The following is a 13,153-nucleotide window of genomic DNA, read 5'->3' on the forward strand; positions in this document are numbered from 1 at the left end:
CCGACGCGTGCACGCCGTCATGACAGCACCGACCGTCGACCCGGTCGTCCACATGCGGGACGTCACGATCGACTTCCCGGGGGTCAAAGCCCTCGACGGGGTGGAGTTCCGCCTGTTGCCCGGTGAGATCCACGCGCTGATGGGCGAGAACGGCGCCGGGAAGTCGACGCTGATCAAGGCCCTCACCGGGGTCTACGACATCGACGCGGGCTCCATCACCGTCGACGGCGTCGCGCAGCGGTTCACCACGCCGCGGCAGGCGCAGGACGCCGGCATCAGTACCGTGTACCAGGAGGTGAACCTCTGCCCTAACCTGACGGTGGCAGAGAACATCCTGCTGGGACGCGAGCCACGGCGCTTCGGCCGTATCGACTCGCGTGCCATGAACCGCCGGGCCGCAGAGCTGCTCGCCGAGCTCGACCTGACCATCGATCCGCGGTCCACACTGGGCTCGCACCCGATCGCGGTGCAGCAGCTGGTGGCCATCGCCCGCGCGATGGCGGTCTCGGCGCGGGTATTGATCCTCGACGAACCGACCTCGAGTCTGGACGGTGACGAAGTCGCCGAACTGTTCCGGGTGATGCGACGGCTGCGCGACGCCGGCACCGCGATCCTGTTCGTCTCCCACTTCCTCGACCAGGTGTACGCCGTGTCCGACCGGATGACGGTGCTGCGCAACGGCCGCCGCGTCGGCGAGTACCAGACCGCGACGCTGGACCGGCTCACGCTGATCTCGGCCATGCTCGGCCACGAGCTCGCCGTCCTCGACGAGATCGCCGAGAGCGCCGGCTCGCCGGTCAGCGACGACGTCGTGCTCAGCGCCCGTGAGCTCGGCCGGGAACCGGCGCTGCACCCGGTCGATCTCGACATCCACCGCGGCGAGGTCGTCGGGCTGGCCGGGCTGCTCGGTTCGGGCCGAACGGAATTGGCGCGTCTGCTGTTCGGCGCCGACCGCGCCACCAGCGGAACGGTGACGATCGACGGAACGGCCGCCGCTCTGCGGTCACCGCGCGCCGCGATCGCCCACCGGTTCGCGTTCTCCTCCGAGGACCGCAAGGGCGAGGGCATCATCGGTGAGCTCACGATCCGCGACAATCTGATCCTCGCGCTGCAGGCCCGGCGCGGGTTCGCCCGTCCGCTCTCCCGCGCCGCCAAGGACAAGCTGGTCGACCGCTACATGGAGGCGCTCGACATCCGTCCGCGCAACGCGTCGCTGCCGGTGAAGAACCTCAGCGGCGGCAATCAGCAGAAGGTGCTGCTGGCGCGGTGGCTCATCACCGAACCCCAGCTGTTCATCCTCGACGAGCCCACCCGCGGGATCGACGTCGGCGCCAAGGCCCAGATCCAGAAGCTGATCGCCGATCTGGCCGCCGACGGCATGGGAGTGGTCTTCATCTCCGCCGAACTCGACGAGGTGGCGCGCATCAGTGACCGGATCGCGGTGCTGCGCGAAGGCCGGTGCATCGCGCAGGTCGGAAACGACTGCAGCGTCGCAGAACTGACGTCACTGATCGCCGGGCATGGTGCCTCGTGACCAAGAAGATCACAGCCTCGCCGCTGCTGTGGCCCGCGCTGGCGCTCGTCGCGCTGCTCGTCGTCAACGTCATCCTGACACCCAGCTTCCTGAACATCCGGGTGCAGGACGGCCACCTGTTCGGCAGCCTCATCGACATCCTGCGCAACGGCGCCCCCACCATGCTCGTCGCGCTGGGCATGACGCTGGTCATCGCTTCGCGCGGCATCGACCTGTCGGTCGGCGCCGTCGTCGCGGTCAGCGGCGCGCTGGCGTGCGCGCACATCGCCGGCTCGGATCAGCCCGGCAGCACCGGCACCGTGCTCTCCGCGATGGGTATCGCCCTCGGAGTCGCCGTCGCGCTGGGATTGTGGAACGGCGCGCTGGTGTCGGTGTTCGGGGTGCAGCCGATCATCGCCACGTTGGTGCTGATGACCGCGGGACGCGGCATCGCATTGTTCATCACCGACGGCCAGATCGTGACCACCGAGAGTGCACCGTTCAAGGTCCTCGGCGCGGGTTTCGCGTTCGGCCTTCCGGTCGCGATCCTCGTCAGCCTCGCGGTGTTCGCCCTCGTCGGACTGCTGACGCGTCGCACCGCGCTCGGCATGCTCCTCGAGTCGGTCGGCATCAACCCCGAAGCGAGCAGGCTCGCCGGGGTGCGGCATCGGTCGATCGTGTTCGCGGTGTACGTGTTCAGCGCGCTGTGCGCCGGCATCGCCGGATTGATGATCGCCTCGAACATCTCGGCCGCCGACGCCAACAACGCCGGACTGTGGATCGAGATGGACGCGATCCTCGCCGTCGTCATCGGCGGCACGTCGCTCCTGGGCGGCCGGTTCAGCCTGACCGGAACGATTCTGGGCGCGTTGATCATCCAGACGCTGACCACCACGGTGTACACGGCCGGCATCACGCCGGAGACCACGCTGGTGTTCAAGGCGCTCGTGGTCATCGCGGTCTGCCTCCTGCAGGCGCCGAAGTTCCGCGCGCTGCTGCGACGCCGCAGGCGCACCGCACGAACCACACCCGCAGCCCCCGTCAGCGTCCGCCCCGCCGAACCGGTGGTGACCCGATGACAGTGACCGCCACCCGGCTGGGCGCACTCACCGGTCTCGCCCGCTACGCCCGCGGCCGCTACCTCTCGCCGTTGGCCTCGCTCGCGCTGTTCGTCGTGATGTTCACCGCCGTGGTCACCCGCTGCGACTTCGCCAGCCCCACCCAGGTGTTCCTGAACCTGTTGGTGGACAACAGCTATCTGATCGTGTTGGCCGTCGGCATGGCGTTCGTGCTGCTGACCGGTGGCATCGACCTCAGCGTCGGCTCGGTGGTGGCACTGTCGACGGTGATCGTCGCGACCGCACTGCGCGCCGGGTGGCCGACGCCGCTGGCGCTGGCCGCCGTCCTGGTGGTGGGTCCGGTCCTCGGCCTGCTGATGGGTCTGGTGATCGAGTACTTCGACGTCCAGCCGTTCATCGTCACCCTCGCCGGGATGTTCCTGGCGCGCGGCCTGTGCTACGTGATCAGTGTCGACACGCTGCCGATCAACGACCCCGCGATGCGCGCGGTGGGGCTGAACTACGTGTACCTCTACGAGGCCCTCTTCATCCGATGGACGGTCATAATCGCCCTCGTGGTCGTCGTGGCCGCCGTCTACGTCCTGCACGTGACCCGGTTCGGCCGGACGGTGTACGCGGTCGGCGGCAATCGGCAATCCGCACAACTGATGGGGCTCAACGCCTCCCGGGCCAGGGTCGGGGTGTACGCGATCAGCGGCTTCTGTGCGGCGCTGGCCGGGCTGCTGCTGGCCACGCAGAAGCTCTCCGGGTACAGCCTCAACGGCATCGGCCTGGAACTCGACGCGATCGCGGCTGCGGTCATCGGCGGGGTACTGCTCGCCGGCGGGGTCGGCTTCGTCCTCGGATCGCTGATCGGCGTGCTGGTCCTGGGCACCATCGGAACCTTCGTCACCGCCGCCAACCTCGACTCCTACTGGACCCGCATCACGACCGGGGTCCTGCTGCTGATATTCGTCCTGGTTCAACGACTAGTGGTGAGGAAACCCGGATGAGCACCCAGCCCACTCCCCCGACAGCTTCGAAGCCCGTCATGGCCGACGTCGCGCGACTGGCGGGCGTCAGCCACCAGACCGTCTCCCGGGTGATCAACGGGTCGGCGAGCATCCGCCCGGCCACCAAGGCCCGCGTCGAGCAGGCCATCGAGGAACTCGGCTACCGGCCGAACACCGCCGCGCGCGCCCTGGTGACACGGCGCTCGGGCATCATCGGCATCGTCGGCACCAACAGTGCCCTCTACGGACCGTCGAGCATCCAGCGGTCCGTCCAGGAGGCCGCCCGCGCCGCGGGGTACTTCTCCAGCCTGGTCCCGCTCGCCGAGGTCACCCTCGAGAGTCTGCGGGACGCGTTGGACCACCTCACCCGGCAGTCGGTGGAGGCCATCGTGATGATCGCGGCCCAGGAGGACGCGCTCGAGGTCGTGCATTCCGCGCACGCCGATCTCCCCCTGGTCGTGGTCGAGGGCGACCTGTCCGGCCGGGGACTCAGCGTCGGTGTCGACCAGATCGACGGCGCCCGCCAGGCCACCGCCTACCTGATCGAGCTCGGCCACACCGCGATCGAACACGTTGCCGGACCGCTGAACTGGACCGAGGCCAAAGGTCGGCAGACCGGCTATGAGCAGGCCATGCGCGACGCCGGCCTCACCCCGCGCAAGCCCTGTGAAGGGGACTGGACCCCGGCACGCGGCTACGAGATCGGCCGGGAGCTCGCCCGCCAGGGCGACCTCACCGCCGTGTTCGTCGCCAACGACCAGATGGCGATCGGTGTACTGCACGCGTTCGCCGAGGCCGGACTGTCCGTCCCCGGCGACATCAGCGTCGTCGGATTCGACGACATCCCCGAGGCGGGCTTCCTGATCCCGGCGCTGACCACCATCCGTCAGGACTTCCACGCCATCGGCCGCCGCGCCATGGACCTGGTGATGGCGACCCTCGAGGGGTCGAGCGCCAACGTCCCGCTCCTTCCCCCTGAACTGATCGTCCGCGCGAGCACGGCACCCCCGAAGGAGTCTTCGTGAGCAGTGAGAAGTACACGGTAGGGGTCGATTTCGGCACCCTGTCCGGACGTGCGCTGGTGGTGCGAGTCCGAGACGGCGCGGAACTGGCTGCGGCCGAACACCTCTACGAGCACGCGGTGCTCACCGAGACGCTGCCGGGTCGCGCGGATCGACTGCCGCCGCAGTGGGCCCTGCAGGTCCCCCGCGACTACGTCGACGTGCTCCGCACCGCGGTCCCGCGGGCCGTCGCGGAGGCGGGGATCGACCCGGTCGACGTGATCGGCATCGGCACCGACTTCACCGCCTGCACCATGGTCCCGGTCCGCGCCGACGGCACCCCCCTGTGCGAGCTCGCCGAGTTCGCCGACCGCCCGCACGCCTACGCGAAGCTGTGGCGCCACCACTCACCCCAGTCGCAGGCCGATCGCATCAATGCTGTTGCCGCGCAGCGCAACGAGTCGTGGCTACCGCGCTACGGCGGACTGATCTCCAGTGAATGGGAGTTCGCCAAGGCCCTGGAGATCCTCGACGAGGATCCGGCCGTGTACGCGGCGATGGACCACTTCGTGGAAGCCGCCGACTGGATCGTCTGGCAGCTGTGCGGCACCTACGTGCGCAACGCGTGCACCGCGGGCTACAAGGGCATCCGGCAGGACGGCCACTACCCGTCCCGGGAGTTCCTGGCCGCGGTCCGGCCCGAGTTCGCCGACTTCGTCACCGACAAGCTCGAACACCGCATCGGCCGGCTCGGTGAGCCGGCCGGAACCCTGACCGCGCAGGCGGCGCAGTGGACCCGGCTGCCTGCCGGCATCCCCGTCGCGGTCGGCAACGTCGACGCCCACGTCACGGTCGCCGCGGCCGACGCGCTGGAGCCGGGGGCGCTGGTGGCGATCATGGGCACGTCGACCTGTCATGTGATGAACTCCGACGTGCTCCGCGAGGTACCCGGCATGTGCGGCGTCGTCCTCGACGGGATCAGCTCCGGCAGTTGGGGTTACGAAGCCGGCCAGTCCGGCGTCGGCGACATCTTCGGGTGGTTCGTCGACAACTGCGTGCCCGAGAGCCATCAGGCCGAGGCGCGGCGGCGGGGTCTGTCGCTGCACCAGTACCTCTCCGAACTGGCCGGCCGCCAGGGCGTCGGCGAACACGGCCTGATCGCGCTGGACTGGCACAGCGGCAACCGGTCGGTGCTCGTCGATCACGAGCTGTCGGGGGTGATGGTCGGGCAGACCCTGGCGACCACGTGTGTCGACATGTACCGGGCGCTGCTGGAGGCCACCGCGTTCGGTACCCGCATGATCGTCGAAACCTTCGTGCGCAGCGGTGTTCCGGTCACCGAACTGGTGGTCGCCGGCGGTCTGCTGAAGAACAGCCTGCTGATGCAGATCTACGCCGACGCGGTCGGTCTGCCGCTGTCGGTGGTCCCGTCGCCCCAGGCACCCGCGCTGGGCTCGGCGATCCACGCCGCCGCCGCTGCCGGCGCCTTCGCCGACGTGCCGGCGGCCGCCCATCAGATGGGCACACGGATCCGCAACGCCTACACCCCGATTCCCGCCAATGTCGCCGCCTACGAACAGCTCTACCGCGAGTACGTCGCGGCCTACGAGTGGTTCGGCCGCGGCAACGGCATGATGCGTCGCCTGCGGCGCATCGGTACCCCCCAACCCGTAGGAGCGCTGTCGTGACGATCACCTCCGACGTCGACCAGGCCATCTCGTCGCTGCGCAGGCAGGTCTGCGACCTGCACCGCCACCTGACCCGCTACGAGCTGGTGATCTGGACGGCGGGCAACGTGTCGGCGCGGGTACCCGGCCGCGACCTGATGGTCATCAAACCCTCCGGCGCGGACTACGACTCGATGACCGACCGGGACATGGTGGTGTGCGATCTGCACGGCAATCTGGTGGACGGAACCCTTTCGCCGTCGTCGGACACGGCCGCCCACGCGTACGTGTACCGGCACATGCCGCATGTCGGCGGCGTCGTGCACACGCATTCCACCTACGCCACGGCGTGGGCCGCCCGCGGGGAACCGATCCCCTGTGTGCTGACGATGATCGCCGACGAGTTCGGGGGCGACATCCCGGTCGGCCCGTTCGCGCTCATCGGCGACGACTCGATCGGGCGCGGCATCGTGGAAGCATTGCGCGACAGCCGATCTCCCGCGGTGCTGATGCGCAACCACGGCCCCTTCACCATCGGTCGCACCGCCCGCGACGCCGTCAAGGCCGCCGTGATGGTCGAAGACGTCGCCCGCACCGTCCACATCAGCCGCCAACTCGGCGTCCCGCCCGCCCTCGACGCCGCCGACGTCACCGCGTTGTTCGAGCGCTACCAGAACGTGTACGGCCAGCCCGGCCGGCCCGCCGACCTTCCTGAGGAGAACCATCGATGATCGCGTCCCGACTCGTCACCAGCCAGGTCTGGCTGGTGACGGGCAGCCAGTCGATGTACGGGCAGGCCATCCTGGACCAGGTCGCCGACCAGTCCCGCCAGATCGCCGAGCACCTCGGCGCGAGCACGGAGATCCCGGTCGAGGTGCGGTGGCTACCTGTGGTGACCGATCCCGACCAGATCGCGCAGGTGCTCAGCGACGCGAACACCTCGGCCGACTGCGTCGGCGTCATCGCGTGGATGCACACGTTCTCCCCGGCGAAGATGTGGATCCGCGGGCTGAAGACGCTGACCAAGCCGCTGCTGCACCTGCACACCCAGTTCGGTGTCGAATTGCCCTGGGACAGCATCGACATGGACTTCATGAACCTCAATCAGGCCGCGCACGGCGATCGCGAGTTCGGGTACATCCAGACCCGGATGTCGCATCCCCGCAAGACCGTCGCCGGCCACGTGAGCGATCCGCAGACCCGTCACCGGATCGGATCCTGGGTACGGGCGGCGCTAGGCCGTGCCGAGCTGTCGACACTGAGGGTCGCGCGGTTCGGCGACAACATGCGCGGTGTCGCGGTCACCGAGGGCGACAAGGTGGAGGCCGAGGCCCATTTCGGCGTCTCGGTGGACACCTACGGGGTCAACGACCTCGTCGACGTCGTCGAGCGGATCCGGCCCGCCGAGGTGGACAAGCTGGTCCGCGAATGCGAGCACACCTACCGGGTGGCCCCCGAACTGCTGCCCGGCGGCGATCGGCACATGTCGCTGCGGCACGGCGCCCAGATCGAGCTGGGATTGCGAAAGTTTCTGCAAGGCGGCGACTTCCACGCGTTCACCACGAACTTCGAAGATCTTGGCGGGCTGCGTCAGCTTCCCGGTCTGGCGGTGCAGCGCCTGATGGCCGACGGATACGGCTTCGGCGGAGAGGGCGACTGGAAGACCGCCCTGATGTTGCGCACCCTCAAGGTGATGGCCGAGGGCCTGCCGGGCGGCACGTCCTTCATGGAGGACTACACCTACGATCTGACACCCGGGCACGAACGCATCCTCGGTGCGCACATGCTCGAGGTCTGCCCGAGCATCGCGGCCGGTGTGCCGACTCTCGAGGTGCACCCGCTGTCGATCGGTGACCGCGACGACCCGGTGCGGCTGCGGTTCACCGCCGCCCCGGCCGATGCCGTGATCGTCGGGATCTGCGACATGGGCGATCGGTTCCGGTTGGTGGCCAACGAGGTCCGCGTGGTCGAGCCGACGGCCGACCTGCCCCGGCTCCCCGTGGCCTGCGCGGTGTGGGAGCCACTGCCGAACTGGTCCACCTCGGCGGAGGCGTGGCTGATGGCCGGCGCGCCGCACCACACGGTGATGACCACCGCGGTGGGCACCGAGACCCTCGAGGACTTCGCCGCGATGACAGGGACCGAACTGCTCGTCATCGACGCCGCGACCACGGTCCGGGACTTCCAGAACGCGCTCCGGTGGAACGGCGTGTATCACCGTGTCGCCGCCGGACTCTGACCCCGATGCTCGCCGCTCGACTGCATGGGGTCGGTGATCTGCGGGTCGCCCCCGAACCCGCACCGGACGAACCCCCACCCGGCTGGTCGCTGCTCGCCGTCACCTCGGTCGGCATCTGCGGTTCGGATCTGCACTGGTTCACCGACGGAGGGATCGGCGAGAACCGCATCGAGACGCCGGTCGTGCCAGGACACGAGTTCGCCGCCGTGGCGCTCACCGGGCCGCTGGCCGGTCGCCGGGTCGCGGTCGACCCGGCCATCGCCTGCCGGGCCTGCGAGATGTGCCGTGCCGGCTACGAGAATCTCTGTCCGACCGTGGAATTCGCCGGACACGGCACTCTCGACGGCGGCCTGCGGGAACAACTGGCGTGGCCGGACCATCTGTTGCACCCCCTGCCCGACGCTCTGAGCGACGACGCCGGGGCGCTGCTCGAGCCCCTCGGGGTCGCCGTGCACGCGGTCGGGGTCGGCCACATCCGGGCGGGCGCGGACGTGCTCGTCGTGGGCGGGGGCCCGATCGGCGTGCTGGCCGTCCAGGTGGCGCGGCGGGCCGGCGCCCGCCGGGTCTACGTCGTCGAGCCGCTCGAGCACCGGAGGGCGACCGCGCTGCGCTGCGGCGCCGACGCCGCGTTCACGCCCGCCGACGGGGCTGCCGCAGTGCTGGACGCCACATGCGGCCGTGGCGCCGACGTCGTGATCGAGATGGCCGGCACCGACGGGGCCATCGCCACCGCCGTGGAGGCGATCAGGCCGGGTGGGCGTATCGCCCTCGGCGGGATCCCCTCGCAGCACCTGTCGTCGTTCCCCGCCGCCGCAGCCCGCCGTAAAGGGCTCACGTTCGCGATGGTGCGCCGGATGAACGACACCTACCCCCGCGCGATCGACCTGGCCACCAGCGGCGTCGACCTGGACGCGCTGGTCACCCTGCGCCGTCCGCTGGCCGACGCGGCCGACACCTTCGTCGCGGCCGCCGACCGCACCGGCGACAAGGTCGTCGTCACCGTGTCGAGCGGCTGAGGCCGCTTCGCACCGGCGCAGGAGTACGGGGCGAGCTGCGCGGGTACCGTCCCGGCATGGCCGACATCATCGATCTCATCTACGCCGATCACGACTGGCTGCGCCGCCAGTTCTTCCGGCTCGACGACGCGAGGACCCCCGACGAACTCGCCGCGATCTGGAAGGCGCTCGGCACCCGGCTCGACGCGCACGCCGACGCCGAGGAGACGGTGTTCTACCCGGCGCTGCTGGCCCACGGCGGCCGGGACGACCCCGGCAACCCCGAGGGCGACCCCGAGGACGAGACCGAGGACGCGATCACCGATCACAACGCGATCCGTGACGCGGTCCGGCAGTCGCGGCTGCACGATCCGGGGAGCGAGGAGTGGTTCGAGGCGGTGAACACGGCCCGCAAGGAGAACGGTTCGCACCTCGACGAGGAGGAGCGCGAGGCGATGCCGGACTTCATCAAGAGCGCCACCCACGACTTACGCCACGAGCTGGGCGCGAAGTGGCTGCAGTTCTACGCCGAGCGTGAATCCGTCACGGGCATCGACACCTCCGACAAGGACGCCGACGAGTACATCGAGGAGCACTCCTAGCGCCGCTACTGCTGATCGGACCCGTAGTACCCGCGCCGCAGCAGTTCGGTGATCTCGCTGACCAGCGGCATCCGCGGGTTGGTCCGGTTGCTCAGATCCTCGAATGCCGTCATCGCCAATGTCGGTAGGGCGGCGAGGAATTCGTCCTCGTCGACACCGGCCATCTTCAGGGAGCGCGGCATCTGGACCTGGCTCAGCAGCTCCTCGACCCCGGCGAGCAGCCGGGCCCGGCTGTCGTCGGGTTCGTGTCCTCCGAAGATGAGCCGGCCGATCTGGGCGTATTTGTCGGGCGCGATGTACGCCGAGTATCCGGGCGCGGGCATGAACTTGCTCGGCAGTTCGGCGTTGTAGCGCAGCACATGCGGCAGGAAGATGGCGTTCGCGCGGCCGTGGGCGATACCGAACCGCGCGCCGACGGCGTGGGCCAGCGCGTGATTGGTCCCGACGAACGCGTTCGAGAAGGCCAGCCCGGCCAGCGTCGCCGCATTCGACATGTCGGTGCGCGCCTCGAGGTCGTCGGGATCGCGGTAGGCCCGCGGCAGCGCGTCGAAGATCAGTCGCGCCGCCTGTGCGCACAACGCGTCGGTGTAGGGCGACGCGAAGATCGACACGGCCGCCTCCAGCGCGTGGGTGAGCGCGTCGATGCCGGTGTCCGCGGTCAGCGTGGGCGGCATCGACGACGTCAGCACCGGGTCGACGATGGCGAGGTCGGGCACCAGGCTGTAGTCGACCAGGGTCTCCTTCTTGCCGCGCACGGTCAGCACCGCCGCCGGCGACACCTCCGATCCGGTGCCCGACGTCGTCGGGACGGCGACCAGGTGGAGCCGGTGCCGATCGGTCGGATAGTCGGCCACCCGTTTACGGGGATCGAGGAACGGCATGGTGAGCTCGTCGAGCGACTTCTCGGGGTGTTCGTAGAACAGCCGCATCGCCTTACCCGCGTCCAGCACCGACCCGCCGCCCACCGCGATCAGTGCGTCGGGCTGCACGCGCTGCAGTAGTTCGACACCGCGGCGGATCGTCTCCTCGTCCGGCTCCGGCGTCACCTCGCTGAAGACCTGCACGTGCCGGGCCCGCAGCTTGCCGCGCACCAGATCCACCACTCCGCGCCCATCGGTCAGCGCGTCGGTGATCACCACGACGGTCGCGCAGTCGAGGTCGCGCAGATTCTCCAGCGCGCCCGCGTTGAAGTACGTGTTGGCCGGGACGCGGAACCACTGTGGCGGGGTGCGGCGCTGCGCAACGGTTTTGATGTTCAGCAGCTGGCGGTAGTTGACGTTCTCCGTGGTGCTCGACCCGCCCCAGGTACCGCAGCCCAGCGAGAACGTCGGCGTCAGATTGTTGTAGACACCGCCGAGTGCGCCGACGGCGGTCGGTGCGTTGACGAGGATGCGTCCGGTGCGCACCGCCGCGCTGTAGGCGTCGACCACGGCCTGGTCGTGGGCGTACACCGCCGAGGTGTGACCCAGCCCGCCGTGCTCGGTGACCAGCACAGCGACGTCGATCGCATGGCGGACGTCGCGGGCCCGGACCACTCCGAGCACCGGCATCAGCTTCTCGGCGACCAGCGGGTGCGCGGCCAGCTCGTCCAGATCCGCAGGCAGCGCGGCGAGCAACACCTTGACCGTCGGTGGCACCGAAAACCCGGCTCGCGCAGCGAGTTCCGGTGCCTTCTGCCCCAGGGCATCGAGTGAGATCTTGTCGCCGCAGCCGAACGCGAACCGGGTGATCGCCGCGGCCTCGTCGTCGGTGAGAAGCCGGGCGCCCATTCGCTCGAACTCGGCGATCATGGCGTCGTAGATCTCGTCGTCGATCACGCAGGTCTGCTCGGCGGGGCAGATCACCGACGAGTCGAACGTCTTAGAGATCAGGATGTCGACCACCGCGCCCTTGAGGTCGGCGGTTTTGTGGATGTAGATGGGCGCGTTGCCCGGCCCGACGCACAGTCCCGGCTTGCCCGACGCGCTCGCCAGCGCCACGATCTTCGGACCACCCGTCACCCAGATGAAATCGACGGCCGGGTGCCGGAACAGGTAGTGGGTGATCTCGTGGGCCTCGTCGGGGATCACCTGCAGCGCACCGGCGGGCATCCCCGCCGCCTCGGCGGCCGCCCGCAGGATCTCAACGCTGCGTTGACAGGACCTGACCGCATACGGTGAGGGTCGAAACACGATGGCGTTGCGCGTTTTCGCCGCGACGATGGCTTTGAAGAGCACCGTCGAGGTGGGGTTGGTGACCGGCGTGATGGCCAGCACCACCCCGATCGGCTCGGCGACGTGGACGATGTTGTGCTCGACGTCGGTGTCGATGACCCCGACCGACTTCTTGTCGCGCAGGTAGTCGTGGAGGAACTCGGTGGCGACGTAGTTCTTGACCACCTTGTCTTCGAAGACACCGAAGCCGGTCTCCTCGATCGCCACGCCGGCGAGTTCGGCCGCCGCCCGCACCCCCGCGCGGACCATCGCCTCGACGATCCGGTCGACCTGCTCCTGGTCGAAGGCGCGGAACTCGGCGGCGGCGGCCGCCGCGGTGGCCACCACCGCGTCGATCTCGGCAGTGCGGCGGCCGTCGATGTCCGGCTCATGAACAGCGGTGCTCGGGGGCATCGGCTGACCTCCTCGGTGCGGGGCGCGCGCAGCTGTGTACGCCGCTGTCATCGTCGGCCCCACGCCCGCAGGTGACTAGAGGCTTAAGTCCGTGCCCAAGGGCCCGGTGTGGTTTGGGTCACGCGATGCTGGGTAGAGGTCCGGTCATGCTGCAGAAACACTGGACGCTTCCTCCCGTCGTCGCCGCCGCCACCGCGGCGGCGGCACTCGCTCTGGCTCCGCTCGCCGCCGCAGGTGGTCCGGCCGGCTGCGTCGACCCCTACGGCACCGGCTGTGCCGCACCTCCGCCCCCGCCGCCTCCGGCGCCCGGTTACTGGGCGCCGCCTCCGCCGCCGGCGCCGGGCTATGTGCCCCCGCCCGCGCCGGGCTACGGCGTGGCCGGACCGGGCGGTGCCGCGGGCGCCATCCCCGGCGGGCCCGCGGGAGCAGCCGGACCGGCCGGAGCGGCCGGCGTGATCC

10 protein-coding genes and 1 pseudogene are annotated in these 13,153 nt (G+C 69.7%); 10 read left to right on the plus strand and 1 reads right to left on the minus strand.

All coding sequences use genetic code 11. The features are described 5' to 3' along the window. Window positions 1–19 precede the first annotated feature (19 nt). The 9 genes from MCHLDSM_RS34755 to MCHLDSM_RS34795 are packed head-to-tail and all read left to right on the plus strand — an operon-like array spanning window position 20 to window position 10,088. Window positions 20–1,534: a sugar ABC transporter ATP-binding protein gene (locus MCHLDSM_RS34755; RefSeq protein ID WP_048474332.1), complete on the plus strand. Its 1,515-nt coding sequence runs from the start codon at window positions 20–22 to the stop codon at window positions 1,532–1,534. Next, complete coding sequence (locus tag MCHLDSM_RS34760; RefSeq protein WP_048474316.1) at window positions 1,531–2,592, plus strand: ABC transporter permease; 1,062 nt, start codon at window positions 1,531–1,533, stop codon at window positions 2,590–2,592. Before MCHLDSM_RS34755 ends, MCHLDSM_RS34760 begins: the two co-directional genes overlap by 4 nt. Further along, window positions 2,589–3,584: an ABC transporter permease subunit gene (locus MCHLDSM_RS34765; protein ID WP_048474317.1), complete on the plus strand. Its 996-nt coding sequence runs from the start codon at window positions 2,589–2,591 to the stop codon at window positions 3,582–3,584. Before MCHLDSM_RS34760 ends, MCHLDSM_RS34765 begins: the two co-directional genes overlap by 4 nt. Beyond that, the gene (locus MCHLDSM_RS34770) at window positions 3,581–4,609 is read left to right on the plus strand and encodes a LacI family DNA-binding transcriptional regulator (protein ID WP_048474318.1); all 1,029 of its coding nucleotides are present in this window, start codon (window positions 3,581–3,583) and stop codon (window positions 4,607–4,609) included. The genes MCHLDSM_RS34765 and MCHLDSM_RS34770 overlap by 4 nt, the downstream gene beginning before the upstream one ends. Beyond that, window positions 4,606–6,273 (plus strand): ribulokinase, encoded by a 1,668-nt coding sequence (gene araB, locus MCHLDSM_RS34775; protein ID WP_048474319.1) that lies wholly within the window; start codon window positions 4,606–4,608, stop codon window positions 6,271–6,273. The genes MCHLDSM_RS34770 and araB overlap by 4 nt, the downstream gene beginning before the upstream one ends. Continuing rightward, a complete protein-coding gene (locus MCHLDSM_RS34780; RefSeq protein ID WP_048474320.1) occupies window positions 6,270–6,983 on the plus strand; it encodes an L-ribulose-5-phosphate 4-epimerase in 714 nt (237 codons plus the stop codon). Before araB ends, MCHLDSM_RS34780 begins: the two co-directional genes overlap by 4 nt. Further along, on the plus strand, window positions 6,980–8,491 hold the full coding sequence (gene araA, locus MCHLDSM_RS34785; RefSeq protein WP_048474321.1) for an L-arabinose isomerase: 1,512 nt from the start codon (window positions 6,980–6,982) through the stop codon (window positions 8,489–8,491). Before MCHLDSM_RS34780 ends, araA begins: the two co-directional genes overlap by 4 nt. 5 nt (window positions 8,492–8,496) lie before the next feature. Beyond that, window positions 8,497–9,507, plus strand: coding sequence for a zinc-dependent alcohol dehydrogenase (locus MCHLDSM_RS34790; protein WP_048474322.1), 1,011 nt, complete (start codon window positions 8,497–8,499; stop codon window positions 9,505–9,507). A gap of 56 nt (window positions 9,508–9,563) precedes the next feature. Further along, on the plus strand, window positions 9,564–10,088 hold the full coding sequence (locus MCHLDSM_RS34795) for a hemerythrin domain-containing protein (RefSeq protein WP_048474323.1): 525 nt from the start codon (window positions 9,564–9,566) through the stop codon (window positions 10,086–10,088). Window positions 10,089–10,093: 5 nt separating this feature from the next. Here MCHLDSM_RS34795 and adhE read toward each other — a convergent pair whose 3' ends face one another. Beyond that, window positions 10,094–12,694 (minus strand): bifunctional acetaldehyde-CoA/alcohol dehydrogenase, encoded by a 2,601-nt coding sequence (gene adhE, locus MCHLDSM_RS34800; RefSeq protein ID WP_048474324.1) that lies wholly within the window; start codon window positions 12,692–12,694, stop codon window positions 10,094–10,096. 146 nt (window positions 12,695–12,840) lie between these two features. On the opposite strand from adhE, the pseudogene MCHLDSM_RS38305 reads away from it, so the two are divergent. Further along, window positions 12,841–13,153 (plus strand): annotated as a pseudogene (locus MCHLDSM_RS38305) (hypothetical protein); the annotation flags it as partial.

This window comes from Mycolicibacterium chlorophenolicum (assembly GCF_001044235.1).
In the GTDB taxonomy this organism is placed as follows: domain Bacteria; phylum Actinomycetota; class Actinomycetes; order Mycobacteriales; family Mycobacteriaceae; genus Mycobacterium; species Mycobacterium chlorophenolicum.